The organism is Kineococcus deserti (genome assembly GCF_050871945.1).
In the GTDB taxonomy this organism is placed as follows: Bacteria; Actinomycetota; Actinomycetes; order Actinomycetales; family Kineococcaceae; genus Kineococcus.
Window position 1 is genome coordinate 67122 of sequence record NZ_JBJLSI010000022.1, and the last position, 25204, is coordinate 92325.

The window sequence follows — 25204 nt, forward strand, 5'->3', positions numbered from 1 at the left end:
TCGGCGCAGGTAGAGTCCGCCCTCGCTGCTCGGCTGCGCCGCGAGGCTCCACGTCATGAGCCGGCAACGACGGCGGGAAGCGGGCCGACGTTCGGGTTCCGCCCTTTCGAGGACGTGCCGTCGGCCGATCCCCTCGACGGCCCTCAAGGAGGCCGCCGCAGGGACCTGGATGACGGGGGGGCTCCGCTCCTCGCCTCGCTCATCGTGGTCGCCGTCCCGAACGTGGGCCTCCTGGGGTGCGAGCCACGAGCCTTTGCGGACCGGCGAGCCTGCGCCGTCCTCGAGTCCGTGCCCTCAGCGTGGTGCTGTGGTGCTGGTGGTGAGGTGTTGGGGCGCATCCAGGTGCAGGTCCCTGGAGTGGGGCCCGCTGCCGTTGAGGGACAGGGCGCAGACCGTGGGTGCGTAGGTGCTGGCGGTAAGGGTGTAGTCCCCGTCGGCCACGTCGTCGAACCGGTACTGGCCGTCATCAGCGGTCACGACGTGCGCCACAATTTAACCCTTCGGCGGCGATGTGGACAGCAGATTTGGCTGAAACCTACGAACTCACCGCCGTCAGCGCCCGCCGGGCCGATCGTGCCCGTCACCTCTTGAGCGGGCTGGGTCTGAGCGCAGCAATCGTCGGCGCGCATGAACTGGCCGAACACGCCGAGGTGGTCGTGGAGTGCGCGCCGTCAGCCGTATTCCGCCAGATCGCAGAGCCCGCCGTCGAGCGCGGGCGGCTCCTCATCGTGCTCAGCGCCGCAGCGTTGCTCGAATCTTAGGACCTCGTCGGTCGTGCCCACCGCACCGGCGCCCGCCTGCACGTGCCGACCGGTGCCCTTCTCGGCCTGGATGCCGTCCAGGCCGCGGCGCTCGGCGAGGTGCGCTCGGTACGGCTCATTACGCGCAAGCCAGTGGCAGGACTCCGCAACGCGCCCTGGTTCCCCCGTCACGGCATAGACCCCGACACCCTGACCGAAGCCGTCCGGCTCTTCAACGGAACTTGCCGTGGCGCGGCACGCGAGTTCCCGGCCAACGTCAACGTGGCGGTGGCCCTGTCACTAGCCGGGATCGGGCCGGACCGCACCACGATGGAAGTCTGGGCTGACCCCGATGCACGGACCAATACTCACCAGGTGCTCGTAGATGCAGCAGCCGCACAGCTCGACTTCTCGGTCTTAGGTGCTCCATCGGAGAACCCGGCCACTGGCCTTCTCACACCCCTCAGCGTCGTCGCGCTGCTTTACAAGCTGACGGCGACCCTACGCGTTGGCACCTGACATCTGCGCTCGCGTTCGCTACCATTCCGGTTTCCTCGGCCCCGACGGTGGGCCCGACTCGACCGTGTGAGCGCCGCCTCCTGTGCGTATCCCGGAAAGAAGGACCTGACCGCGGCGCCAGCGACGAGCGAGATTGCTCCCGCTCAGAAAGAGCAGCGCCGGTGGCGTCGTGTTAGCGTCCGCGCTCTGCAGCTTCACGCCCTGCCATGAGGGTCATCTCTTGTACCCGTTTACCCGGTCAGTGGACCCGGTGAGATCAGAGGCGAGCGCCCTCCAAGTCAGGGGTCCTGGCATCCTGCGCGCCATGACGATCCTGACGGCCCGCGCCCTATCCAGCTGGACCTGGAGGAGCTGGTGGACCTGATGCTGCAGGCCCCGGCCGACAGTGTGCTGATCGTGTCCAACGCGGTGAACTGGCAGCAGGAACTGACCAAGGCCGCCCCCCGGCCCCCGTTCGCGGGCCTGTGGCGGCGTCGGTTGGTGTCCACGCAGGACGAGGACGACCCGGGCCGCTCGGCGGTGCAGGTGGGCCTGGAGCTGCGGTCGAAACAGGCCGTCGGCGCCGGCGGGCACCTGGTGATGCTGGTGGCCTTGGAACCCACCGACCCCATCGGCCTGGTGGGCTACGTGGCCCCCGCCTTGGACCGGGTGAACTGGCGGGCCCGGCCTGGCAGCTGACTTCCCGTGTTGCCCGCTCGTTCTCGCCGGAGCGGTCGCCGTGTGCGGCGGTGCCGCGTGGTTCACGTTGCGTCAGGCCCGGCAGCCTGGCGGGCCGCGTCTGACCAGGCCACATCTGACCAGGGCACCGGCGCCTACTGCAGGTACTGCAGGTGGTCAGTCCGAACTGGCTGAGGTGGCGTGTCAGTCGGCGCAGTCGTTGCAGATCAGCTGCCCGTCGTTGCTGCTCTGGGTGGCGTGCAGTTGGCTGCGGTGCTTGACCAGGAAGCAGCTGGTGCAGGTGAACTCATCCTGCTGGCGGGGCAGCACCTGCACCGACAGTTCCTCACCGGACAGGTCTGCACCGGGTAGCTCGAAGCCCTCAGCGGCCTCATTCTCGTCCTCATCCACGCGCGAGGACGACGTCTTGTCGCTGCGCTGGGTCTTCAGTTCCTCGATCGAGTCGGCCTCGAGGTCCTCGTCGGTCTTGCGCGGTGCGTCGTAGTCGGTGGCTACCAGTTGCCTTTCCTTGTGTTGTGAGCTGTCTGCCTGGTGCCCGACGGGTCTGTCTGGGCGCCAGAGCGCCGTACTCAACCACGCCAGGACCGTGGGCATGCCCGCGCCACACCTCACCGCGGTGTGGCCCGCACCACGCTGCCGGTGCAGTCGTGGGACCGGAGGGTGAGGTGCACCGCGGCCCGGTCCCGCTCCCGTACCGGTGACTCTGCGTGCTGGGCAGGTGGCAGCGTGTCGGAGGGACGGGGCATGCTGGAAGCCGCCCGGTCCAAACCGCTGCACCAGGGCACTGGAGCACGCGCACTGGGTCAGGGGGACGTCGTGGGCATCGCTTGGGTCGAGGCCGTCCGGTTGGGGCGAGCCAACCGCAGCCAGCACGAGGAGCTGGAGGACCGGCACGCCGCCCTGCTCAAGCGCGCCGAGCGGGAGCGCCACGCGCAGGAGCAGCGCCGCCAGGAGGTGTACGAGCAGGTCCTGGTGCCCTTCCGTGACGTCTTCGCCCGGCTGAAGAACGTCGACCTGGCCGAGCTGGCCAGCATCGACCTGCCCGCCACCGGGCACACCCCGCAGGTGCAGGTCACCCAGGTGCGCCTGAGCGCCCTGCAGACCGTCGGGGCGCTGGCCGGTGGGCTGGGCGCTGGGGCGGGGGCCAGCGCGGGCGCCGCCGCCGCGGTCACCGCCTTCGCCGCCGCCTCCACCGGCACCGCCATCTCAGGCTTGTCCGGGGCGGCAGCCACCAGCGCCACCTTGGCCTGGCTCGGCGGTGGGTCACTGGCCGCCGGCGGGTACGGCGTGGCCGGGGGCACCATCGTCTTGGGCGGCCTGGTGGCCGCCCCGGCGGTGCTGGCCACGGTCGGGGTGGTGGCCTGGCAGGGACGGCGCCAACGTCGCCGCCAGCGCCAGGACGCCGACAAACTCTCCGTGGACGAGGCCAACCTGACCCGAGCGGAGGACAAGACCGCTGCGGTCATCGCCCGCAGCCGCCAGGTCCGCACCCTGCTCACCGACCTGCAGACCGAAGCCGGCCTCCACCTGGAGGAGCTGCAGGCCCTGGTCGAGGCCGAGACCGACTACACGCTCTACAACCCGGCGCAGCGAGCGCAGGTGGCCACGACGGTCTCGCTGATGACAACGACCATCTCGGTGATGTCCACCCCGCTGGCCGACGAGAACGGAGTGGTGAGCGACTTGTCGGGCCAGGTCGTCAACGACGCCCGCGAGCGCCTGCAGGACCTGACCGGTGAGCGCACCGGTGAGCACAGCAGGGAGCGCACCGCTGCCGAGACGGGGGCGGGCACCGCGGCACCTGCTGAGACGGCTGCCGAGGCGGATGAGGCGCCGAGCACGAAGGCGACGTCATGAGCGGGGGCGCAACCGACGGGCCGCAGGAGATCGGCGAGGCCTCAAACGGCATCGACGCCCCGGGCTCCGGCGAGCACGGTGCGTCTGGTGACCCCCAGGAGTCCGGCACACCCGAAAAACCCGGTGCAAAGGAGCCCGATGCAGAGGAGTCCGGTGCGTCGGGCCGAGGCCGCCGGTTCCTTCGAGCCGGGGCGCGAGCGGGAGCACGATCTAGGGCGCAGGCCGCGGCGTGGGCGCTGGTGAACGCCGCCACCGCGCGGGCCGCCGCTCAGACCGCAGAGGCCTTGCGGGTGCAGAAGATCGCTCAGCAGGTCGCGCAGCGCTACGCCAAACTCGGTGGGCCCCAGCGGGCCGGGCACCTGTTCGAGGTTATGCACGAGCTCTCCTTCAACCTCGACGCCATCGCCAAGGGCTCCAAGATCCGCGCCACCACCACCGAGTGGATCGCCGGCGGCTCTCAGACCGCGGCCGCCGACCTGCACCTGCTCGACGAAGGCGGTCGCCTGCTCGCCGCCGCCCAAGCCAAACTCTTGGCCGAGCCCCTCGGGACCGGAACCGGAACTGCCCGCAGCCTCGTCAACGCCCACTACGAGGGCATGCAACGTCTCATCGCCGGCGACCACCTCGAGGCCGTGAAGAACGTCCTGGACAAGCGCCTGACCATGCCCCCCGAGGGCCTCGGGTACACCGACTACGCCGACGCACGAGCCCACGTCACCGCCACCTTGCACATCGACGACCCGAGCCTGCGCAGCGGCTTCTTCCGCCGTGGGAGCCAGGTGTCCAGCACCCCGGTCTCCTTCGATGACGCCCGCACCGCCGGCACCGACGCCGCCGGCTGGGGCAAGAACCAGGTCCACCACGCCGGCGTTCACCAGGTGAAGACGGCGATGGCCGCCGGCGCGGTCACCGGCGCGGCGCTCGCCGGCGTCGTGGAAGCAGCCAAGCAGGCCGCCCGGGTCCGGGCGGGGGAGACGTCCGCGGCGGCCGCGGCCGCCACCGCAGCCGGCGCCGCAGCCATGGGGGCGGTGCGCCCTGCCTTGGTCGCCGGGCTGGGGGAGGCGATCTCCGTCGCGGTCGCGGCCAAGACCCTGCCGGCGGTGCTGGGGAAGGGCTCCACGCCGGCGGCGATGGCCGGTGCGGTCGCCGACATCGCCGAGGCGGGGATCGCCTTCGCCCGGGGAAGCATCGACGCCGCCGAACTTGCCGAACGCTGCTGCGAGACGGCTCTGCAGACGGTCCTGGTGGGGGCGTGCGGGGCGCTGGCCCACACCGCGATCCCGGTGCCCATCGTCGCGGGTCTGGTCGGGGGCCTGGTGGGTCAGGCCGCCGCGACCCTGATCAGCCAGGGCCTGCGTGCCGCTGTGGGCACCGTGCGTGCCGAGCTCACCGCCAGCGAGAATCGCGATGGCGACAGTGACGTGCACGACGTCCAGGACGGGGTCAAGGACGGGCTCGAGGAACGTTTCGCCGTCTTAGAAGACGAGACCGCCTCGGCCATCGCCACCGCGATCCTACTGGGAGAGGCCGAACGCGAGTTGGGGGCCGAACGCAACGCCTACGTCAGCGCCACCGTCGGCCCCCTGCTGGACGACGCACTGATTGCGGTGACCAGCGCCGAGCCAGATGAGGTGCTGAAGCGGCTGGCCGAGGTAGCGCGCTGCTTCAACGGGCAGCCCTTGTTCGTCACGGTCCAGGAGTTCGACGCCTGGATGGCTGATGCGACGACCTCGCTCACCCTGGACCCGAACTGGCGGTGACGCACGGCCGGGGTGGTGCGGTGGCGGCGGGACCTCTTCGATGTCCGCAGTGCTCGTGGTTGTTCAGCCGGCGTCCTGCAGGTCCGGTTCCCCGTCGCCCGGCAGGTCCGGTTCCGCCTCGCCCGGATCCAGACTGTCGTCCCCACCGGCGACGTCGTCGGGGGCGTCGGGGTTGTTGGGGTCGTCGAGCAACTTGGGCGCCGGCGGGACCCAGGCGCGCAGCGGCTGCACCACGGCCGTGTAGAAGCTCTCCAGCCCGTCGGTGACTGAGGGGATGAAGGCATTCTTTACGCCTGACCTCTTGGTGCCCATGGGACTGGTCCGGGACAGGGTGAACGCGGCGACCTCGACATCCCGTTCGGGCAGCAGCACCGCGGGTTGGTCGCGGACATCGCCCAGGCGCTCGCAGGTGGAGCCGCTGCGGCTGCTGAAACTGACGTCGACCAGGACGTCGTCGGGAGCGTCCTTGAGTTGGCGCAGCAGCCAGGTGACCCGCCGCTGCGCGCCGCCTTCCTGCGGGGCCTGGATCCGGACGCTGGTGCGGATCTGGCTGGTGCGCAGGTCGGCCACCACGGTGAGGGGGCCGGCGGCGCCGGGCACCCGCACGGTGGCCTCCAGTTCACCGGAGGAGACCAGCCGGGCGGTGGTGGCGGCGATGCGGGCGACGGGGTCGGTGGCGATCTTGCGGGGCAGGACGTGGGTGACGGTGACGCCCAGTTCGGCGGTCAGCCGCAGCCGCAGCTGCCGGACCAGCCGGATCCAGGCCTCGGCGACGGCGGGGACCTTGCGGTCCCCGGTGCGCAGCGTGCCGGCCGAGACCGCCTCACGCACGCCGACCCAGGCCGAGCCCATGTCCTCAAATCCCGAGGCCCCGGAGCGGGGGTGCTGCAGGTAGCGGATGAGTTCATGCAGCACCCAGGCCTGCAGCGGGTCGGCCACCCCGCGATGGGTCAGGGCCATCTGCGCCTCGTGCAGGACTTCGGCCCAGGACAGGTGGTGCAGGGCGACCTTGCGCAGTTTGCGCTTGTCGACCTCCACCGGATGCTCCCCCGCGGCCGGGGGGATGTCGTTGGAGATGGTAATGACGGCATCGAACCCCTGGGCGCGGGCGACGTCGAGGTAGTTCTCGACCTGGTCGCGGCGCAGTTGGCCATCGCCGGTCTTGACCTCGACCAGCCCGGTCCAGATCTTGCCGGCGCGGGCCACGCGCAGCACCCCGTCGGGGTAGACACGGGCCTCGCCCAGCTCGAAGGGCACCTCCAGGTAGGCCTCGACCGCCCCGCCGGGGGCGCCGAAGTGGGAGACGATGGCCCGGGCGAAGGCGCGCACGCCCATCATGGTGGACAGCAGCGCGGAGGTGGCGCGCTTTTCCTGTTCCCCGGCGCTGCCGACGCCGTAGATGGAGAACAGCCGGGCCGGTTGCCAGCCCTCGGCGCCGGCCAGCCGCAACGCTGGTGGCTTGGCCTGCACGGGGGCGACCTTGCGGGTGCGGACACCCTTGCGGGCCGGTGTAGTGGGAACAGGGGCAGGATCGGCGGCCTGCGCGGTGGCGTCGTCGGCCACCCCGTCGGCCCCTACGTTGGCCACCACGCCGCTGACCGTGGTCGTCGCCGGGGCCGCGCCCTCGCCGGTGCTGACGGTGATGGTGGCCACGACGGTGGCCGTGGGGGGCGCGGTCTCGCCGGTCGACCCGGTCTCGTAGGCCGAGGCGGCGGCGACCTCAGGGGCGCCCGCGTCGTCGGTGTCGACAACCTCGACCAGATCATCGACCAAGTCGTCGACCGGATCGATGGCCGGATCTTCAAGAGGGGCGTCACCAGCCGCAGCCGGGCCGGCAGCGGGCAGCGCCGCCGCGTCCTGCGAGGTGTTCTGGCCGTGGCCTTGGCCGGTCGCTTCCTGGGCCAAGTCGTCGGACTCATCGGGTTCGTCGTCGATGGAAACGCCGAAGTCCTGCGCCAGGCCGGCCAGGCCGCTGTCCCAGCCCTGAGCGACGCTGCGGACCTTCCACTCACCGCCGCGGCGGTAGATCTCGGCGAAGACGAAAGCGGTCTCGAGCCCGGCGTCGTCGATGTCGCAGACCGCCAGCGTGGTGTTGGCGGCGTCCAGCAGCAGCAGTCGCAGCTCGGACAGGTCCCCGAAGGTGCCCTCCTCGCGGCTGGCCGCGATGGCGACGACCTCCACGTCCTGGCCCAGCTCGTCCAGATCGAGCGACAGGCGCTCCTCGACGGTGGCCTCCGAGCGGGTGCGGCCGGTGTGGTGGACCGCACCGTCGGGGGAGCTGGGCTGGTTGTAGAAGACGAAGTCGGCATCGGAGCGCACCCGCCGGGCCCCGGTGAGCAGCAGCGCCGAGGCGTCGATGTCCACCTCGCTGTCGGCCTCGCTGTCGTCTCGCCAGCTGATGACCACCCGCAAGCGGCGGGCCTCGGCGGGCAGGGTGCGGTTGGCGCCGCGGGGCAGGGACAGGTGCTCCACGCCGTCCAGTGTGCCTACTTCCGGCGTGCAGTGTAGGTTACTGAGCGCAACCAACCCCCGATCGGCCGCCAGTGCCGGACGATTGGCTGGCCAGGACACCGTGACGCCCGCATCGGCGGATGACCGCTGGCGGGACTGGGGTCTTTCCCCAACTCCCTCACAGCTGGGACGCTGTACCGGTGATCCTTCCCAAGGTTCGCGACCCGCGACTGATCACGATCCGCCGCGGTGGAGAACTCAGCGACGAGGACCACCGCCTCCTCGCCTTGTGGGCCGCTGAATGCGCAGAACATGTCCTGTATCTCTTCGAGGACGAACAGCTCAGCGACACCCGTCCGCGCGAGGCCATCGAGGCAGTACGCGCCTGGGCCGATGGCGACGTGCGGATGATGGATGCCCGCGCCCGCGGCGGACATGCGATGGGGGCCGCCCGCCCGCTGTGGGGAGCCGCTCGGCACGCCGCCTACGCTGCCGGCCAGGCCGCGTGCGTCCCTCACGTGCCCGAGCACGACCTCGGCGCCGCCGCCTACGCGATCAAAGCGGCACAGGCGGCGGGCGCGGTCGACTCCACCGCCGGACGGCTAGAGCGGGACTGGCAGCGGGAGCGGCTTCCGCAGCGCATCCGGCCGCTGGTGCTCGAGGACCAGGCCAGACGCAACGCGATCTGCTGGTCCGCCTTCGACGACTGAGGAGACCTCACGGTCATCCCGCTGACGTAGACGTCGACGACCGACCGAGTCCGCCGGGATCGAAGATCGTCAAGGGGGGACGACCTGCGGCAGGCTGCCCTGTCGGCACCGGCGCCTCGGCAAGGATCAGCCATGGACACTGCTGCGGACCAGTCCCTGCCCTTCGAGGGCGCACCACCCTCACCGGTGTGGCACGCGGCACCGGCCGACGTCCTGCCCGGCATCGCACTCGTCCTGGGCCGATCCTCCAGCACCGTGGTCACCCTCAGCCTCGTCCGTGCCTTCGCCACCGGTCTGTCCCTGACCCTGACCGTGCACGCGCGCGGCCAGGCGCGCCGCGGGAACCTGTTCGCCGAGGTGGGTGAGGGTCCCTACGAACACGCCCAGGACGAGGAATGGGAGGAAGGCAGGTTCCGGTGGGGACTGGAACTGCCCGACGGGCGGCAGGTCAGCAACCTCGATCCACCGGTGCTCACCACCGGCGCCGCCAGCGGCCTGGGCGACACGTGGCTCGAGCTGGAGTACTGGCTGTGGCCGCTGCCTCCGACCGGTCGCCTGCGCCTGCGGTGCCAGTGGCTGGACCAGGGCATCGAGGCGAGCGTGCACGAGCTGGACGCTGCTCCGTTGCTGCAGGCCGCGGCCCGCGCTCAGCCCTTGTGGCCCACGGACTGAGGACTGCTCACTGCCCTGACGTCGAACGCACTGTCATTTCGCGTTGTCTGCGCTGTCGTGGGCGGCCAGCACCCCGCCCAGCTCGGCGTCTGGCACCGATGTTCTGAGGCGGAACTATCACCGATGTCCTGCAAGATCACCCTCGGCCCGGACACGGCTACACCCAACCGGTTCCGGTTCGGACAGTAACGCGGCGGGGACGGCGCCGGCGTTGCTCGACGGCGCGGAAGGTCCGCGACCAGCGCAGCGCGAAGGCCTCCAGGTCATCGGCACTGGCACATGCGCTCAGCTCTTCGTCTTCCACCAAAGTCCACGGCGCGGTGCGCCGGGTCGCGGCCGCGGCGGTGTCGGCGTGGCGCTGGGCTTGAGACCGCCGCGGCCGGTAGCCCTGCACCGACGGCCCGGACGGCTGGGACGACAGCCAGGACTGCACCTGAGCCTGGAACTGCACCTGGGGCTGGCCGTGGGTCACGGCGCGCTCAGCTGCCAACCATCGCGCAGCCCGCCGGGGCCATGGCCGAGCCAGCCCTTCTCGCGCAGCCACGCGGTCCGCTTCTGCCAGACCCGGTCCCCGACGCCGGCCTCCCGGGCGAGGACCGCCGCGGTGAGATCGGCTGGGATGCGGTTCTCGTAGTCGGCGGCCGCGGCCAGCACCCACGCCACCGCCTGCAGCGACATGCGGGAGGGGGCGGGCAGCTGCGCTCGCGGGATGGTGCGGATCGTGGCCTGCAGCGCACGAGCCCACCGCACCGCCGAAGGAACCATGTCGCGCGGGTCGCTGGGCAGCAGGCGCACCTGCTCGGGTGGCGCCTGGAGCAGGCCGCTGCCCCCTGGCGCAAGGTTGGAGTTGAGGTCAGGGCTGAAGTCGGAGTTGAAGTCGGAGTTGGAGGCGGGGCTCATCGCGGCCAGGCCGTGGTGTGGTCAGTGGTGTGGTCGCGGGCCGCGGCCAGCACCTGGGTCGAGACAGCGCCGGAACGCTCGACCAGGTGGTGCAGGACGTCGTGCTGCACGCCGGCGTTCATGGCCGCCACCGCGGTGCGGGCCAGCGCCGAGCGCAGCCGGGCCCGGTCCCACTCCACCTGGGCCACCCACTGGCTGACCTGGCGCAGCTTGGCTTCGGTGAGGTCGAGGTGGGCGGCGAGCAGGGCGACCTCGGCGGGAGAGTAGGTCCGTCCTCCGCGCAGTGTGGCCTTGCCCATGTCCGCGAACCGCATGATCCACCTGTCGGCATGTGGTGGTCAGGTCTTGACCGCGGCCACCCGGGCGGTCGATCCCCCGCTGTGGCGGTGGAATCGACAGCTACATCAGATGCGCGCGCCCTTTTCCTGGTTGCAGCGCCGGCACAGCAGCCGCAGGTTGTCCTCGCTGGTGGCCCCGCCCAGGCTCCAGGGGATCTCGTGGTCGTACTCCAGGTACTCGGCGCGCCCGCACTGCACGCATTTACCGCCATCGCGCTGGAAGACCGCGACCTTCACCGCGTGGGGGATCCGGCGGGAGTCTCGCTGCCCGGGAGCGATGACCAGGCGCTTGGCGATGCGCAGCGCCCCCTCGGCGGTCGCGGCCACGATGTCGGCATCCACAACGCGGTAGATGTACTCCCCACCGGCGCGGGTGGTCTGGATGTGCACGTCGGCGCCGAAGGCATCGACCCGCAGCACCTGGTTGTAGGTGTACTGGTGTCCGCTGACCCCGCTGAAGGCCACACCGCGGCTGGTGATGAGCAGCCGGCCGGAGTGCAGGCGCTCGCCGGAGGCGTTGCGCTTGACGTAGGTGGCCGGGGTCTGCAGGTGGGGGGTCTCATCGGCCTGCAGGTGCAGGCCGTGCACGCTGATCCGGGGCAGCACCCCGGAGCGGATGAGGCTCAGCTGCTGCCCGCGCAGCAGCTGGCCCCTCAGCACCGTGACCTGGGGGTGGTCTTGAAAGGACAGGGCCGCGACCCAGGCGTCAAAGTCGTCGATCTCGTGCTGCTCGATGATGGAGTCGGCGAAAGCGACGTGGACGACGGTCTGCAGGTGCGCCAGCGCGATCGGCTCGATGTCCGGGCGCATCCGGGGGTAGGTCAAGCCCAGCTCGTGCAGGCGCCGCCAGTGCTGGTCCAGGCCGCTGGGGGGTGAGGTCGCCAGCAGCCGCTCCAGGTCATGCAGCCAGGCCTCACGTACGGGCGTGCAGGTGGGGCAAGGGCCGAAGGACAGCCGCTTGCGAGGCAGCTTGGTGCTGCAGTGCACGCAGTAGCCGCGCTGCCCCTGGCGGGCGGGATCCGGTCGAAGCGTGGGCGGGGGTGGCGGCGGGGTCGGGCCGCGGTGGGGTGTGGGGGAGGGGACCGGCACGGGCTGCTGCGGGGGTACTGGGCGAGGTCCGCTCGCCGCCGCGTTCGATGCCTGGCCTGGAGCGGGGCGCGTTGAAGGCGGCGGGGCTGGGGTCGCGTCCCCCGTGCCGTCATTGGCGGTGCCGTCATTGGCGCTGTCGTCCTCGACGTCGATGCCGTGATCGCGCAGAAGACCGGCGAGGCCGTTGGCGTAGCCGGCGCCGACGGAGCTGACCCGCCACGCTCCCTGGTGCCGGTAGATCTCACCCAGGATCACGACGGTCTCCACGCTCAGGTGCTCGGCCTGCAGGACGACCTGGGAGCCGTCGTCACCGCTGATCGTGGTGCGCAGAGAGCCGAGGGCGGCGAAGGGCTCACCGTCTCGGGAGGCGGCCAGGATGATGCGCTGGATCGAGGCCGGGACCCGGCTCATCCTGAGCCGCAGGCGGCCGGGGCTGAGCAATCTCACGCCGTGACGGTCACCAGGAGCGTTCCAGAACACCAGGTCCGCGTCCGAGGCGGCCTTGCGGCGCTCGTCGACGAGCAGGGCCAGCAGGTCCAGCTGATCGTCGAGGTGGGTGCCAATGGTGAACCGCTGGCCGGTCAGGGAGGTGCGGGCGCCGCTGGACAAGGTGAGCACCGGCACTCCAGGGGTCGACTGATCTGGCCCTCATCGTAGAACGCGCCACTACAGGGCGTCGGTGAATGCGGTGATCGCTTCCTTGCGTAGCCGTTCCGTCCCGCGGCCTCGGGCGCGGAGCTCAAACGGCGACAGGGGCCTGCCGGTCGGTGAGGCGGGCGTGAAGGACAAAGTGGTCGGTCGGAATCTGAGCCCGCAGCTGTTCGATGGCGGCCTGGTGCCGGCGTCGATGAGCAGCGATGCGACGTTGTGCTGCGCTCACCTGGACGCTGTGTTACATCACGGCGGCTGGTGGTGGGCCGCCACCCGCGACACCCGCCTGATGCGGACGATCCTGCAGGTGCGATGCACGTGTTCAGTAGCCGTGGGCGAAGTCCACCACGTTGCGCAGTGGCTCGCCTCCAAGGAAGCGTTCAAGGTTGTCGCAGAAGATGTCGAGACCCCTGGCGGCCGTGCCCGGGGTCGTGGCGCCGTTGTGCGGGGTGACGATGACGTGCGGTTCCTTCCAGAACGGCGAGTCGGGTGGTAGCGGTTCGACGGTGTGGGCGTCCAGGCCGGCGGCGCCGACCTGGCCCGAGCGCAGCGCCCGCAGCAACGCGTCGTCGTCGGCGATCCCGCCGCGAGAGATGCAGACGTAGTGCGCGCCGCGGTTCAGCAGCGCGAACTGCGCGTCACCGAGCATGCCCCGCGAGGCCGGCGTGGCGGGGGCGCAGACCACGAGGACATCAAGACCGGTGAGGAAGCGGTCCAGGTCGTCCGGGGTATGCACTGCGTCGACACCAGGGACGGCGGTTCCGCGCCTGCTGAGCCCGACGACCCGCATGCCGAACGCCGCGGCGCGGACGGCGAGTTCCCGGCCCGCGTGACCGAGGCCGAGGATCCCCATCGTCGAGCCGAGGAGCTCGGGGTGCGTGCGCCGTTCCCACCGATGTGCGCGCTGCGCGGCCATCCAGGCGGGGGCGTCGCGGTTCAGCATCAGCGTCAGCATCATGGCGTGCTCGGCCAGTGGGACGGCGCCGTTGCCGGTCGAGGAGGTGACGACGACCCCGTCGGGCAGCAGGGAGGGGTCGCGGGCGAACTCCTCGCCGTCCACGCCGGCGGCCCAGCTGTGCAGCCAGCGCAGCTGTCCGTCCACGCTGGCCCGCGCCGGGCCGCCCGCCTTCGGGAATTCGACGCGAGCCCCGGGGACTGCCTCCACGATCCGGCGGATGCGCTCCCGCTCCTGCTCGGAGCGGTTCCCCGTCACCTCGACCAGCGTCACGCGAACGCCTTCAGCCAGCCGGTGCCGGCCTCCGTCGGCACGTACTCGGCGCCGATCCACCCCGCGTACCCGGCGGTCTGCAGCGCGGGGAGCAGGAACTCGTAGCGGATCTCGCCGGTGCCGGGTTCATGCCTGCCCGGGTGGTCGGCGATCTGCACGTGGTGCACGTGCTCGGCGTACCGCTGGTAGGTCGCCAGCAGGTCCCCGCGCAGCACCTGCGCGTGGTAGACGTCGAACTGCAGCCCGAGTCCTGGGCCCACCTCGCGGCGGACCGCGTCGGCGTCAGCCATCGTCGAAACGACGAAACCCGGCACGTCCCGGTCGTTGACGGCCTCCAGGACGATCTGCACCCCCGACCCCTCGAACGCCTCCAGCGTCGCCCGCAGGTTCGCGACGAGCGTGGCGCGCAGCTGCACCGGGTCGGCGCCCTGGGACGCCCTGCCGGCCAGGACGTTCACGGTCGGGCACTTCAGCGCACGGGCGTGCTCGAGCGCACGGGGGAGCCCGGCGCGGAACTCCTCGACCCGGTCGGGCAGCGCCGCGATGCCGCGTTCGCCGGCCGCCCAGTCGCCCGAGGGGACGTTGAACAACGCCAGTTCCAGGCCGCCCAGGGCGGCCCGCAGGTCCTGGAGGGGGACGTCGTAGGCGCCGACGTACTCGACTCCGGTGAAGCCGTCGGCCCTGGCGGCCGCGAACCGGTCCAGGAACGGCAGGTCCTGGTACAGCATCGACAGGTTGGCGCTGAACTTCACTCCGAGTCCTCCCCAGCGTCCCGCCACGTGACGTGCACGACTTCGAGCTGCCCGATCCGGTCTAGGACGACCTCGACCCGCCCGTCGGTGATGGTTGAGGGCGCGTCGGCCCCGGAGATCAGCAGCCGCACCTCGTCGACCTGCTTGCCCTCGGGCACGGTGACGGACACCGCGTAGGGGCCGGTGCCGATGACTTCGCGGTAGGCGCCGCGCATGGTGAACGGGTTCGTGAGGTTCACCAGGAACACCCCGCTCTCGCGGTCGTTCTCGTGCACCGCGACGTCCACCATCCCCGGGCCGCTGACCTGGGCCCGGCCGTCGCCGCGCAGGGCCCAGCGCACCGCACCGGCGAGCAGCTGCCCGTGGTCGGGTTGCAGCGACTCCCAGAACAGCGAGGCGATGTCGAAGGCGAGGTAGACCGAGCGGCCGCCGCCGGCGTGCTCGCGGGTCACCACCGCCGGGTCGCGCGGCGCCTCGCGGGCGTAGACCTCCTCCATCGGCAGGTCGGGGTAGTCGGGGACGAACCGGAACGGCACCTGCGTGCCGTCGGCGGCCTCGACCTCGACGACGCGGGTGCCGCCGATGATGCGCTGGGCACCGGCGTACGGCTCGTGCAGCTCGTGCTGTCCGGTCAGGGCGACGTAGTTGTTCTTCACCGGTCCGCGGGCCCGCGACCGCAGCCGGACCCCGAGCACGTCGGCCAGGCCGAACTCGCTGCGCGGCGCCCCCTCGGCGTCGGCCAGCGACGTCTCGAACGCGGCGACCAGCGATCCGCCGTCGCGCACCCACTCCCGGATCACCGTGCAGTCGGCATCGCTGAGCAGCTCGGCGTTCGCGATGACCAGGACCCGGAACAGGTCAAGCTCGGCGCGGGTGATGCGCTGGTCGTTGACGAACTCGAACGGCAGGCCGGCCTCGAGGAGGGCCTGGTAGACGCCATGACCGTGCAGGTCGTTGTCGGTGTACATGACCTCCAGCGGGGCGCCGGCCTTGGCGGCCATCCGCCGGGTCGGGTCCAGGACGGCGACGTCGGCGCGGATCGTCGTGCGGGCCAGCAAATCCTCGACGCGTTCGTGCAGGCCGAAGGCGTCGACGATCGGCTGCACCCAGCGGGTGTCCAGGACCTCGCCCTTGAACTTGGTGAACCACGGCAGCAGGCCTTGGGCGAACCCGTCGACGATCCAGGCCTGCGTCTCGGCGGGCGAGCCCACCGAGTCCTTCCACCGGTGCACGGGTTCCTCGGGGCCGACGGAGGTGATGAGGCCGACGGGCCGGTCGCGGAACACGCTGCGGCTGCGCTTGCCGTTGCGGCCGGCCGACCAGGGCGCCTCGTTGCCGTGCCGGCCCTGCCGGTCGATGAACAGCATCGGGTAGTGCTCCTCGACCAGGGCGCGTTCGAGGTCCTGCACGGCGACCGAGCCGAGGTTGGGGAAGAACCGGACGTGCGGTTTGAGGTCCTTCACCGCGTTGTCCCACAAACCCACCAGTTCGGACAGCTGCTGCCGCCGCCAGCCGGGGTAGGCCTGCCAGGCCGGGTCGTCGGGGTCGCGCGGGCCGCGGGGCAGGTGCAGGCCGGTGGCGTCGAAGAAGGATCGTTTCGCGGCCTCGCTGTAGGAGATGCCGTGCCCCTGCCAGCGGTTGGCGAAGATGGCGTCGACGTCGTACTCGCGGACGATCTCGCGGGCCACCTCGGTGGTGAACTCGCGGTTGTACGTGCCGAACGGGCACGTCACGTAGATGCCGGGGAAGGCCCAGTGCTCGACCGGGTTGCCGTCCTGGTCCAGGGCCGCCCACTCCGGGTGCGCGGCGAGCGCGTCGGCGTGGATGGCGTGCGGGTCGACGCGGGCCATGACCGCCATGTCGAGCGAGCGCGAGGCCTCGACCATTTCGCCGAAGGGGTCGGAGTCACCCAGGGCCGTGCTGCGGTAGTGGAAGGGGATCTGCGTGGGGTAGAAGGCCATGTAGCCTCCGGCGCTGATGCACGAGGCGTTGGAGCGGCTGCGCCGCATGACGTCGGTCCAGAACCCGATGTCCATCCGTCCCGGGTCGTCCTCGGTGAACGTCACCTGCGTCCAGCGGGTCGCCGTCTCCCACCAGTTCAGCGGACGGGCCGGCGCCGGAGCCGGGTCGACGGCGGTCACTTCAGCCCCGTGGTGGCGATGCCGCGGATGAGGTACTTCTGGGCGACGACGAAGAAGAACAGGACGGGCACGAGCGACAACAGGCTCATGGCGAACAAGGGACCCACTCCAGACTGGGTTTCAGCGTTGACCATAGTGTTCAACGCGACGGGGGCGGTGTAGACCTCGGTCGAGGTCAGGTAGATCAGCGGGGTGAAGAAGTCGTTCCAGGTCCAGATGAAGGTGAAGACCGTCGTCGTGACCAGGGCCGGCTTCATGAGCGGCAGGATGACCGACCAGAACGTCCGGAACGGGCCCGCGCCGTCGATGGCGGCGGCCTGGTCCAGTTCACGCGGGATGGTGCGGATGAACTGGACCATGAGGAACGTGAAGAACGCGTCGGTGGCCAGGAACTTCGGGATGAGCAGCGGGTAGTAGGTGTTCAGCAGCTCCAGCTGCGAGAAGAAGATGTACTGCGGGACGACCAGGACGTGCAGCGGCAGCATGACCGAGGCCAGCGTGATGCCGAAGTAGATCCGCCGGCCGCGGAACTGCAGTCGGGCCAGGGCGTAGGCGGCCAGTGAGCAGGACACGAGGTTGCCGACGATCGAGCCGACCGTGACGATCAGTGAGTTGAGGAAGAACGTCGAGAACGGCGTCCCCAGCGCACCCCAGCCGTCGCGGTAGTTGTCGAAGCTCACCTCGCTGGGGATGATCCCCGGCTGGGACAGGATGAGGTTCCCCGGTTTGAGGGAGCTGACGATCATCCAGATCAGCGGGTAGACCATCAGCAGCAGGAAGGCCGTCAGCAGGACGTGCTTGAGCCAGTCGCCGCGCCGCCGGGGCGGCTTGCGCAGGAGGAGCGAAGCCCTCGTGGTGGGTGGTGTCGTGGTGGTGGCGCTCATCAGTTGTCCCCGTAAAAGACCCAGTACTTCGACAGCAGGAAGTGGATTGCGGTGACGATCCCGATGACGACCAGCAGCACCCAGGCCAGCGCCGAGGCGTAGCCCATGTTGAAGTTTTGGAAGCCTTGCTGGTACAGGTACAGCGTGTAGAACAGCGTGCTGTCCAGCGGCCCACCGCGGCCACCGGAGACGATGTGCGCCTGGGTGAAGGTCTGGAACGCGCCGATGGTCTGCAGCACGAGGTTGAAGAAGATGATCGGCGTCAGCAGCGGGACGGTGATCGAGGCGAACTGCCGCAGGCGACCGGCGCCGTCGACCCTGGCCGCCTCGTAGAGCTCCTCGGGGATCTGCCGCAGACCCGCCAGGAAGATGATCATCGGCGAGCCGAACGTCCAGACGTTGAGGACCACGAGCGTGCCCAGGGCGGTCGAAGGGTTCTGCAGCCAACTCTGCCCTTCGATGCCGATCAGCGCCAGACCGGAGTTGAGCAGTCCGTCGTGGCCGAAGAGCTGCCGCCACAGGATGGCGACCGCGACGCTGGTGCCGAGCAGCGAGGGCAGGTAGTAGCCGCTGCGGTACAGCGCCAGCCCCTTCAGCCCGCGGTCCAGGATCATCGCCAGGAGCAGTGCGAACGCCAGCTGCAGCGGGACCGAGACCAGGACGTACTTCAGGGTCACCGTGGCCGAGGCCCAGAACCGCTGGTCGTCCACCATCCGCTGGAAGTTCTCCAGCCCGATCCAGTTGGGTGCGTTGAGCAGGTCGTAGTCGGTGAACGACAGGTACAGCGAGGCCAGCAGTGGGACGGCGGTGACCAGGAGGAGGCCGGCGAGCCAGGGGAGCAGGAAGACGTGGGCGATCTTGCCCTGGCGGCGCCAGGCCGCGGGGCCCTTGGCGAGCTTCACCTCGACCGAGGGGGGCGCCGCCACCGGAGGCGCGCTCACCGTGCCGTGCCCTTCCGCACGCGGAGGGCGCTCACTGCGCGGCTCCCAGCTCGGCGTCGATCTCACTCATGATCATCTTGACGGTGTCGGTGATGCCGGTGGCGCCGGAGGTCAGCGACTCCAGGCCGCGCGCGGTGATGGTGCGCCACGTGCCCGACCCGGGCGGGGCCTCGTAGCGGGGCCGGCGTTCGGCGGCGGTCTCCTTGTCGACCAGGGCCAGCAGCTTCTGGTCGCTGGGGGAGGCGGTGGGGCGGATGGCCTCGAGGACCTGGGGGTTGGAGGGGGCGCCAATGCTCATGCCGACCAGTTCGATCATGCGCGGGTCGTTGAGCGTGAAGTTCAGCAGCTTGGCCGCGTCCTCCAGCTTGTCCTCGGCGGTGCGGGCGTACAGGCCGATGCGGCTGGGATACAGGAAGCGGTGGCCGGGGGTGGCGTCGGGCGCGACGGGCGTCTGCCGCTGCTGGAAGTCGTAGTCGGGGAACATCTCGGCCTCGTCCACGATGTGATTGGAGTTGGCGAAGGTGAGCAGTACCTTCTCCCCGACGACGCTCCACTCCGGGTCCGGGCCCTCCTGCTCGGACAGGCTGAGCGCGGCCCCGGCGGTGCGCAGCGTCTCCCACCACTCCAGGTACTCCTCCAGGACGACGGGCTCGAAACCCAGCCGGCCCTCCTGTGACCACAGGTCACCACCGTGCTGGCGGATCCACGACTCCAGGCACATGTCGTTGTTCGCGCCATAGGCGGCGCCGCGCAGACCGGCCGGGTTGTTCGCGGTGAAGTCCAGCAGGAAGTCGTGCAGGGTGTCCCACGTCCACGACGCGTCGTCCTCGGCCGGCAGCTGCGCCCCGGCCTGGTCCAGGAACGTCTGGTTCCAGCGGATGGCCGGGCTGAAGACCGAGCGGGGCATCGCGTTGAGCTGGCCGTCGATCTTGAAGCTGTCCAGCAGGTCGGCTGGGTAGGCGGACAGGTCGAAGGCGTCGAGGTCGTCGACGGTGCGGTACAGCCCCGCCTCCTGGTAGCTGAGCACCTGGGGTGAGGGGACCCAGAACAGCTCCGGGACGTTGCGGCCAGCCATCTGGACGGTGATGCGTTCCTGGAAGCCGTCGTAGTCGGAGAACTCGGGCTCGACGCTGATGTCGGGATTCTCGTCGGTGAACACCTTCAGTGCGGCGGTGTAGTTCTTCTGGCGCACGCTGTCGCCCCACCAGGCGTACCGGACGCCGGCGGTGTCGGACCGGCTGGAACCGCTGCCGCAGGCGGCGACGCCGGGGACCAGGAGGGCGGAACCTGCGAGCAGGCGGGTGAAGTTTCGGCGGTTCATGGAGTCTCCTGCATCTTCGTCGATGAGGTGGTGCGGTGCCGTTGCCAGCGACGCTAGACCGGTCTGACGCAGTGCGTCAATGACACGTGTGTTCTTGTCTGACAAGTTTACCGAAAAGTGTCTGGTCGGCGTTAGGGTCCACTCATGACCGGACCTCCTCCGTACGCCCTCTCGCCGTCGACGGTGGTCGACGCCCTGCACGCCGAGCTGCGCGACCGGATGATGCGCGGCGAGCTGGAGCCCGGCGAGACCGTCACCGAGGCGAGGTTCGTCGCCGACTACGGGGTGGCCCGGGCGACTGCCCGTGGCGCGCTGGAACGTCTGCTCAGCGAAGGGCTGCTCGAGCGCACCCAACGCCGCACCCTGCAGGTGCGACGTTTCAGCCTCGAGGACCTCGAAGACATCTGGTGCGTGCGTGAGGGTCTGGAATCCTCAGCGGTCCGCCGGCTGGTGCGCGAGGGCATCGTCCCGGCCGCTGCGCTGCAGGCCCAGGCCGAACTGGTGGCCCTCGTGACCGCGGGTGCCGGGTCGGAGGTGCGGCGTCGCGCAGACGTCGCGTTCCACCGCGCCCTCGTGGCCGGTGCGGGCAGCGCGCGCCTGGACCGGATGTACGGCTCAGTGCTGGTCGAGGTCCGCCTGGCCTCCCGGCTGCTCGTCGCGGCCTGCCCGGCCCAGGTCAGGCAGGCCGTCGCCGAGCACCAGGCGGTGCTGGAGGCGATCGGCGGCCGGGACGAGGAGGGCGCCGTCCGGTCGCTCGTCGAGCACCTGTCCGGTTCGCGGCGCAGGATCACCGGCCGCGTCGCCTAGGAGGCGTCCAGCGCCGCCAGCAGTTTGTCGCGCGCGCTGAACAGGTGGCCCGTCGTACGCTCGGCGGCCAGGTTGGCCTCCCCGGCGGTGATGGCCTGCAGGATCCCGTCGTGCTCGTCGGCGATGACCGTGCCGGCCAGGAGGTGGCGGTGCTGAACCTGGCCCATGCACAGGTGCGCCTCGGCCATGAGGATCTCGTGCATGCGGTCCAGGCGGCGGCTACCGGTGGCCGCGACGAGGCGGCGGTGGAACTCCACGTCGGCGGCCGCGATCCCGGCCGGGTCACCGGAGCGGGCGTGCGTGCGCAACCTCGTGTTGGCGGCACTCGCCTCGGCAGGGATCGTCCGCTGCCCGGCCAACCGCGCGTGCGCCTCGCGTTCGAGCAGCGACCGGCTGGCGTACAGGTCGCGCACGTCATCCGCGGTCAACACGGGAACCCGCGCTCCGCGACGGCCGTCGCGCACGAGCAACCCCTCAGCCAGCAGACGTTCGACCGCGACCCGCGCGGTCGGGCGGGCCACGCCGAACCGCGCGGCGACGCCCACCTCCGTGACCAGGTCCCCGGTCCCGGCGCCCTCGGTGACAATCCATTCGCGCAGCGCGGCCTGTACCGCGTCGGACAGCGACCGCGTCGCCAGGGGCATGACCACGGGTTCATGAAAGCGCACGCGCGCCCGGGCGTCATCCTCGCCACTTCCCCACGCGGGACCGCCACTTCCCCACGCGGGGCCGCGGGCGGGTTCGGCCGTGGCACGATGACCGCCGTGAGTGCCTTCGAACTGGCCACGTCATCGCTGACCGACGCCCTGACGCAGTCGGTCACCGAACGCATCGTCAGCGGTCAGATCGCCCCAGGGGAGAAGGTCACCGAGGCCCGGCTCGCCGGCGACTACGGCGTGGCGCGGCCGACGGCGCGCGCCTGCCTGGAACGTCTGGTCGTCCTGGGGTTGCTGCGTCGCTCGGTCCACAAGACCGCCGTCGTGCCCGTCCTGGGTGTCCAGGACATCGAGGACCTGTTCTTCACCCGGCAGACGGTGGAGGGCGCCGCGGTAGCCGAACTCGCGCAGCGCTCGTCGGTGCCGTCGGCGGCCGAGGCCGCCCAGGTGGCGATCGAGGCCGCCGCCGCGGCCGAGGACTTCCGGGGTCAGGTCGCCGCGGACATCGCCTTCCACGTCGCGCTGGTGGAGGGGGTGGGCAGTGAGCGGTTGCGCCGCATGCACGAACTCATCATCGGCGAGGTGCACCTGACGATGGGCCTGCACGAGGCGCACAAGACCACGTCGGGCCGCAAGGTCGCCGCCGAGCACGCCAAGGTGCTGCGGGCCGTGAAGGCCGGCGACGTCGCCAGAGCCCAGGAGGCCCTCGCCGCCCACCTCGAGGCCGCCCGGGTGCGCGTCGTGGCCCGGGCCTCCGAAACCGCCTGAGCGCTCACCCTGCCGGCGTCAGCAAGTCGAGCGCATCTCGTGTCTGACACGAACGCTTGACAGGCCAGTTGTCGTGGTGGTGTGGTGAGCCCACCACACGCGACGAGGAGGTCGACGATGGAACGGATCGGTTTCGTCGGACTGGGGACGATGGGCCGCCCGATGGCGGCGAACCTGGTCAAGGCCGGGTACCAGGTCCGGGCCCTGTGCCGGCACGAGAAGCACCGCGAGGCGGCGCGCGAGGCCGGTGCGACCCCGGTCGGCACCGTCGCCGAACTTGTCGAGGACGTCGAGGCGGTGCTGAGCATCGTCCCCGACTCACCCGACGTCCTCGACCTCGCACTCGGCGAGGACGGGGTCCTGGCCGCGATGGCGACCGGATCGATGTTCGTCGACCTGTCCAGCATCCGCCCCGAGGCCGCCCGCACCGTCCACGCCGCGGCCGCCGAGCGCGGGATCGACTGCCTCGACGCCCCCGTCTCCGGCGGTGAGGCCGGAGCGGTCGAGGGTGCGCTGGCCATCATGGTCGGCGGCGGTCAGGGGGCGTTCGAGCGGGCGCTGCCGGTGCTGCAGGCCATGGGCACCACGATCGTGCGCGTCGGCGACGCCGGCGCCGGGCAGGTCGTCAAGGCCGCCAACCAGCTCGTCGTCGCCGGGAACCTGCAGGTGCTGGGCGAGGCCGTGGCGTTCCTCGAGGCGCACTCGGCGGACCTGCCGGCCGCGCTGGACGTCATCGGCGCGGGGCTGGCCGGCAGCACGGTGCTGACCCGCAAGCGCGCCGGGATCCTGGCCGGGGAGTACCAGCCCGGGTTCCGGGTCGCGCTGCACCACAAGGATCTCGGCATCGTCGGGGAGGCCGCGCGGGCGACCTCGCTGGCGCTGCCGGTGACGGGGGTCGTCTCGGCCCTGCTCGCCCAGCTGAACCGCGGCGGCAGCGGCGGCCTGGACCACTCGGCGTTGGTGAAGCAGGCCCGTGAGGTGAACTCGTGAGCTGGTGGGACCACCCCTTCCGCACGTTCCAGACGAACCTGCGCGAGATCGACGCCAACCTCGACGTCGACGCCGTCGTGAAGTTCATCACCGAGTTCGGTGCCGACGCCTGGTTGCTGAACACCGGTGGCATCGTCAGCAACTACCCCACGGACCTGGAGTTCCAGACCCGCAACCCGGTGCTGGCCCAGCGTCGCTCGGGGGACCTGATCGGAGACGCCGTGACGGCCGCCCACGCAGCCGGAGTGAAGCTGCTGTGCCGCATGGACTTCTCCAAGGTCGCCCCGGACATCGCCGATGCGCACCCGGACTGGTGCTTCCGCGGCCCGGACGGGCACCGCCAGGAGTACAGCGGGCTGGTCAGCGTCTGCCCCAACGGCGGGTACTACCAGCAGGGCGTGCAGCAGGTCCTCGACGAGATCGTCGACCGCTACCCCGTCGACGGGTTCTTCTTCAACTGGTTTTCCTTCAACGAGGTCGACTACAGCCGCACCTATCACGGGGTCTGCCACTGTGGCGCCTGCGTCGAGGCCTACCGGGCGTGGGGTGGGGGTGAACTCCCCACCGGCCGCGGTGACGAAGGCTACCCGCGCTGGCGGGTGTTCGCCCGCGAACGGCTCGACGAGCTGAACCGGCGCCTGCACGACCACCTCAAGGCCCGCCGCCCCGACGTCGCGCTCATCCAGGGGCAGCACTCCGACATCGTGTTCCACGAGGCGAACAACGCCGTCGGGCGCGACCTCTGGCCCACCGCGACGGGCGAGGCCGTCAGCGTCGCCCGCACCCACCGGCCCGACGTGCCGGTGTTCGTGAACTCCGTCGCCTTCGTCGACATGCCCTACCGGCTGGCCAGCGAGGAACCGCACACGTTCGCGCAGTACCTCGTGCAGGCGGTGTCGCGCTCGGCGTACCCCTCGACGTACGTCATGGGCACCCCCGACGTCATCCCGTACTCGGTGCTCGATAAAGCCTCGGCGATCGTGCGGTTTCACCGTGAGCACCACGGCGTCTACGACGGCCTCCGCCCCGCGGCGCCGGTGGGCATCGTGCGGCCAGACCCGTTGCGGACCGACCTGGTGCTCGCGGCCGCGGCGCGAGCGGAGTTCGAGGGGCTGTACCTGGCCGCCCAGCGTCGGCAGGTCCCGGTCGACGTCCTGGCCGAAGAGCGCTTGCTGGACGTCCTGTCCGGCAAGCACCCCTACCGCGTCCTCGTGCTCGGGGACCTCGGGGCGTTGCCGTCGAGCCTGGTGGGTGCGCTGGAGGACTTCGTCGCCGGGGGTGGGCGGTTGCTGTTCACCGGGTCGACGGGCGTCCTCGACGGCGCCCAGCAGATCGCCGCCGCGGGAGTGGCGGTCGTCGCCGGACTCGTCGAGGACGAGGAGCGGTTGCGCAACTCCTACTCCGTCGATCCGGCCGACGTGGACCAGACGGCCGGGGCGGTCCGTGGCCGGCCGATGCCGGTCCTCGGTGCGCTGCACCGGGTGCAGGCCCGCGCCGGCGTCGAGGTTCCGTATCGCTACCTCGCGCCCGCGCCGTTCGGGCCGCCGGAGAAGTGTTACGGCGGGGAGCTGACCGCCGATGCGACGACCGTTCGGGCGCCACGCATTACGACGGTCCCCTGGACCGTGGGCCGGGCTTACCGCGAGGTCGAACTGTCACTGCTGGCCGACCACGTCGCCGCCGAGCTCCAGCACCTGCTGGGCGACGACGTGACGGTGCTGGCCGACCTACCTGACCGGGTCGAGATCACGCTCGGGCGCAACGGATCCCGCCACGTCGTGCACCTGGTGAACCTCACGGGTGCGGGCCGGCGGAACTTCGGTCCGCCCTCGGCGGTGCGGGGTTCGCTGCGCCTGCCCGGCCTTGCACCGGGAACCCGCGTCGAAGCCCTGGTGTCCGGGACGGCGGTCACCGCGGACGCGAGTGGTACGGCGGAACTGGCCGTCGACCTCGACTTGTTCGAGGTCGTACTCTGGTGAGCCCGCACGTGCTGTGCGCCAGCGACAAGTTCCGCGGCACCGCGACCGTCTCGCAGATCGGGGCGGCCGTGGCTGGGGTCGCCGCAGAGTGCGGGTGGACGTCGCGCACCTTCCCGGTCAGCGACGGCGGTGAAGGCTTTCTCGAGGCAATGGGGGGCCGGCCGGTGCACGGTCGGGTCACCGGCCCGCTGGGAGCTCCCGTCGACGCGACGTGGAACCTGCTGCCGGACGGACGCACCGCAGTCGTGGAGGTGGCGCAGGCCGCCGGACTGCTGCTCGCCGGAGGCGCGGCCGGGAACGACCCTGTCGCCGCGACGACCCGCGGGGTGGGGGAGCAGATCCTCGATGCGGTGCGGCACGGGGCCCGCACGG

26 protein-coding genes are annotated in these 25204 nt (G+C 70.9%); 12 read left to right on the forward strand and 14 right to left on the reverse strand.

Going from position 1 to position 25204, the window contains the following annotated elements:
* Window positions 1-294: 294 nt before the first annotated feature.
* A complete protein-coding gene (locus tag ACRYR2_RS16490; protein WP_432563976.1) occupies window positions 295-489 on the reverse strand; it encodes a peptidase associated/transthyretin-like domain-containing protein in 195 nt (64 codons plus the stop codon).
* A gap of 35 nt (window positions 490-524) precedes the next feature.
* On the opposite strand from ACRYR2_RS16490, the gene ACRYR2_RS16495 reads away from it, so the two are divergent.
* From ACRYR2_RS16495 to ACRYR2_RS16505, 3 genes are all read left to right on the forward strand, one after another.
* Entirely contained in the window at window positions 525-761 is a 237-nt protein-coding gene (locus ACRYR2_RS16495) for a hypothetical protein (protein WP_432563977.1), read from the forward strand.
* Between the two features lie 42 nt (window positions 762-803).
* On the forward strand, window positions 804-1259 hold the full coding sequence (locus ACRYR2_RS16500) for an aspartate dehydrogenase domain-containing protein (RefSeq protein WP_432563978.1): 456 nt from the start codon (window positions 804-806) through the stop codon (window positions 1257-1259).
* A 354-nt stretch (window positions 1260-1613) separates the two neighbouring features.
* The gene (locus ACRYR2_RS16505; RefSeq protein WP_432563979.1) at window positions 1614-1937 is read left to right on the forward strand and encodes a hypothetical protein; all 324 of its coding nucleotides are present in this window, start codon (window positions 1614-1616) and stop codon (window positions 1935-1937) included.
* Between the two features lie 183 nt (window positions 1938-2120).
* Here ACRYR2_RS16505 and ACRYR2_RS16510 read toward each other — a convergent pair whose 3' ends face one another.
* Entirely contained in the window at window positions 2121-2435 is a 315-nt protein-coding gene (locus ACRYR2_RS16510; protein WP_432564003.1) for a DUF4193 domain-containing protein, read from the reverse strand.
* Window positions 2436-2663: 228 nt separating this feature from the next.
* Between ACRYR2_RS16510 and ACRYR2_RS16515 the strand changes: the two genes are divergently transcribed.
* Together ACRYR2_RS16515 and ACRYR2_RS16520 are read left to right on the forward strand one after the other, a co-directional pair.
* Entirely contained in the window at window positions 2664-3794 is a 1131-nt protein-coding gene (locus ACRYR2_RS16515; protein WP_432563980.1) for a hypothetical protein, read from the forward strand.
* A 239-nt stretch (window positions 3795-4033) separates the two neighbouring features.
* Window positions 4034-5554 carry a hypothetical protein gene (locus ACRYR2_RS16520; protein WP_432563981.1) on the forward strand — a complete coding sequence of 507 codons (1521 nt, stop codon included), beginning with the start codon at window positions 4034-4036 and terminating at the stop codon, window positions 5552-5554.
* Between the two features lie 63 nt (window positions 5555-5617).
* Here the strand turns inward: ACRYR2_RS16520 and ACRYR2_RS16525 are convergent, their stop codons facing one another.
* Window positions 5618-8026, reverse strand: a complete 2409-nt coding sequence (locus ACRYR2_RS16525) for a TerD family protein (protein WP_432563982.1) — start codon at window positions 8024-8026, stop codon at window positions 5618-5620.
* 179 nt (window positions 8027-8205) lie between these two features.
* Here ACRYR2_RS16525 and ACRYR2_RS16530 point away from each other — a divergent pair, with 179 nt between their 5' ends.
* Together ACRYR2_RS16530 and ACRYR2_RS16535 are read left to right on the forward strand one after the other, a co-directional pair.
* A complete protein-coding gene (locus ACRYR2_RS16530; RefSeq protein ID WP_432563983.1) occupies window positions 8206-8715 on the forward strand; it encodes a putative immunity protein in 510 nt (169 codons plus the stop codon).
* A 132-nt stretch (window positions 8716-8847) separates the two neighbouring features.
* On the forward strand, window positions 8848-9387 hold the full coding sequence (locus ACRYR2_RS16535) for a hypothetical protein (protein WP_432563984.1): 540 nt from the start codon (window positions 8848-8850) through the stop codon (window positions 9385-9387).
* A 157-nt stretch (window positions 9388-9544) separates the two neighbouring features.
* Here the strand turns inward: ACRYR2_RS16535 and ACRYR2_RS16540 are convergent, their stop codons facing one another.
* The 10 genes from ACRYR2_RS16540 to ACRYR2_RS16585 all read right to left on the reverse strand — a co-directional run bounded on the left by ACRYR2_RS16540 (window position 9545) and on the right by ACRYR2_RS16585 (window position 19632).
* Window positions 9545-9859 (reverse strand): hypothetical protein, encoded by a 315-nt coding sequence (locus ACRYR2_RS16540; protein ID WP_432563985.1) that lies wholly within the window; start codon window positions 9857-9859, stop codon window positions 9545-9547.
* Window positions 9856-10287, reverse strand: a complete 432-nt coding sequence (locus ACRYR2_RS16545; protein WP_432563986.1) for a hypothetical protein — start codon at window positions 10285-10287, stop codon at window positions 9856-9858. Before ACRYR2_RS16545 ends, ACRYR2_RS16540 begins: the two co-directional genes overlap by 4 nt.
* A complete protein-coding gene (locus ACRYR2_RS16550) occupies window positions 10284-10601 on the reverse strand; it encodes a hypothetical protein (RefSeq protein ID WP_432563987.1) in 318 nt (105 codons plus the stop codon). The genes ACRYR2_RS16545 and ACRYR2_RS16550 overlap by 4 nt, the downstream gene beginning before the upstream one ends.
* A gap of 90 nt (window positions 10602-10691) precedes the next feature.
* On the reverse strand, window positions 10692-12332 hold the full coding sequence (locus ACRYR2_RS16555) for a TerD family protein (RefSeq protein ID WP_432563988.1): 1641 nt from the start codon (window positions 12330-12332) through the stop codon (window positions 10692-10694).
* Between the two features lie 355 nt (window positions 12333-12687).
* On the reverse strand, window positions 12688-13593 hold the full coding sequence (locus ACRYR2_RS16560) for a D-2-hydroxyacid dehydrogenase (RefSeq protein WP_432563989.1): 906 nt from the start codon (window positions 13591-13593) through the stop codon (window positions 12688-12690).
* A complete protein-coding gene (locus ACRYR2_RS16565) occupies window positions 13590-14321 on the reverse strand; it encodes a hydroxypyruvate isomerase family protein (protein WP_432564004.1) in 732 nt (243 codons plus the stop codon). The genes ACRYR2_RS16560 and ACRYR2_RS16565 overlap by 4 nt, the downstream gene beginning before the upstream one ends.
* 20 nt (window positions 14322-14341) lie before the next feature.
* Window positions 14342-16486, reverse strand: coding sequence for an alpha-amylase family protein (locus ACRYR2_RS16570; RefSeq protein WP_432563990.1), 2145 nt, complete (start codon window positions 16484-16486; stop codon window positions 14342-14344).
* The gene (locus ACRYR2_RS16575) at window positions 16483-17370 is read right to left on the reverse strand and encodes a carbohydrate ABC transporter permease (protein WP_432563991.1); all 888 of its coding nucleotides are present in this window, start codon (window positions 17368-17370) and stop codon (window positions 16483-16485) included. Before ACRYR2_RS16575 ends, ACRYR2_RS16570 begins: the two co-directional genes overlap by 4 nt.
* Window positions 17370-18272: a carbohydrate ABC transporter permease gene (locus tag ACRYR2_RS16580; RefSeq protein WP_432564005.1), complete on the reverse strand. Its 903-nt coding sequence runs from the start codon at window positions 18270-18272 to the stop codon at window positions 17370-17372. The genes ACRYR2_RS16575 and ACRYR2_RS16580 overlap by 1 nt, the downstream gene beginning before the upstream one ends.
* A gap of 70 nt (window positions 18273-18342) precedes the next feature.
* Window positions 18343-19632, reverse strand: a complete 1290-nt coding sequence (locus tag ACRYR2_RS16585; protein WP_432563992.1) for an ABC transporter substrate-binding protein — start codon at window positions 19630-19632, stop codon at window positions 18343-18345.
* A gap of 144 nt (window positions 19633-19776) precedes the next feature.
* On the opposite strand from ACRYR2_RS16585, the gene ACRYR2_RS16590 reads away from it, so the two are divergent.
* Complete coding sequence (locus ACRYR2_RS16590) at window positions 19777-20439, forward strand: GntR family transcriptional regulator (protein WP_432563993.1); 663 nt, start codon at window positions 19777-19779, stop codon at window positions 20437-20439.
* Here ACRYR2_RS16590 and ACRYR2_RS16595 read toward each other — a convergent pair.
* Window positions 20436-21083: a GntR family transcriptional regulator gene (locus ACRYR2_RS16595; RefSeq protein WP_432564006.1), complete on the reverse strand. Its 648-nt coding sequence runs from the start codon at window positions 21081-21083 to the stop codon at window positions 20436-20438. The two genes, ACRYR2_RS16590 and ACRYR2_RS16595, sit on opposite strands and share 4 nt — an antisense overlap.
* Before the next feature lie 111 nt (window positions 21084-21194).
* On the opposite strand from ACRYR2_RS16595, the gene ACRYR2_RS16600 reads away from it, so the two are divergent.
* From ACRYR2_RS16600 to ACRYR2_RS16615, 4 genes are all read left to right on the forward strand, one after another.
* Window positions 21195-21863 (forward strand): GntR family transcriptional regulator, encoded by a 669-nt coding sequence (locus ACRYR2_RS16600; protein ID WP_432563994.1) that lies wholly within the window; start codon window positions 21195-21197, stop codon window positions 21861-21863.
* Window positions 21864-21980: 117 nt separating this feature from the next.
* On the forward strand, window positions 21981-22853 hold the full coding sequence (locus tag ACRYR2_RS16605) for an NAD(P)-dependent oxidoreductase (RefSeq protein WP_432563995.1): 873 nt from the start codon (window positions 21981-21983) through the stop codon (window positions 22851-22853).
* The gene (locus ACRYR2_RS16610) at window positions 22850-24832 is read left to right on the forward strand and encodes a beta-galactosidase (RefSeq protein WP_432563996.1); all 1983 of its coding nucleotides are present in this window, start codon (window positions 22850-22852) and stop codon (window positions 24830-24832) included. Before ACRYR2_RS16605 ends, ACRYR2_RS16610 begins: the two co-directional genes overlap by 4 nt.
* A partial coding sequence (locus tag ACRYR2_RS16615; protein ID WP_432563997.1) for a glycerate kinase occupies window positions 24829-25204 on the forward strand: 376 nt, incomplete at its 3' end. The genes ACRYR2_RS16610 and ACRYR2_RS16615, both read left to right, overlap by 4 nt.

Bases quoted from the DNA above. Each gene is read 5' to 3' on its own strand.
- ACRYR2_RS16535 (WP_432563984.1), top strand. From the start codon at position 8,848: ATGGACACTGCTGCGGACCAGTCCCTGCCCTTCGAGGGCGCACCACCC.
- ACRYR2_RS16545 (WP_432563986.1), bottom strand. From the start codon at position 10,287: ATGAGCCCCGCCTCCAACTCCGACTTCAACTCCGACTTCAGCCCTGAC.
- ACRYR2_RS16550 (WP_432563987.1), bottom strand. From the start codon at position 10,601: ATGCGGTTCGCGGACATGGGCAAGGCCACACTGCGCGGAGGACGGACC.
- ACRYR2_RS16565 (WP_432564004.1), bottom strand. From the start codon at position 14,321: ATGCTGTACCAGGACCTGCCGTTCCTGGACCGGTTCGCGGCCGCCAGG.
- ACRYR2_RS16575 (WP_432563991.1), bottom strand. From the start codon at position 17,370: ATGAGCGCCACCACCACGACACCACCCACCACGAGGGCTTCGCTCCTC.
- ACRYR2_RS16585 (WP_432563992.1), bottom strand. From the start codon at position 19,632: ATGAACCGCCGAAACTTCACCCGCCTGCTCGCAGGTTCCGCCCTCCTG.
- ACRYR2_RS16590 (WP_432563993.1), top strand. From the start codon at position 19,777: ATGACCGGACCTCCTCCGTACGCCCTCTCGCCGTCGACGGTGGTCGAC.
- ACRYR2_RS16595 (WP_432564006.1), bottom strand. From the start codon at position 21,083: ATGCCCCTGGCGACGCGGTCGCTGTCCGACGCGGTACAGGCCGCGCTG.
- ACRYR2_RS16600 (WP_432563994.1), top strand. From the start codon at position 21,195: ATGACCGCCGTGAGTGCCTTCGAACTGGCCACGTCATCGCTGACCGAC.
- ACRYR2_RS16605 (WP_432563995.1), top strand. From the start codon at position 21,981: ATGGAACGGATCGGTTTCGTCGGACTGGGGACGATGGGCCGCCCGATG.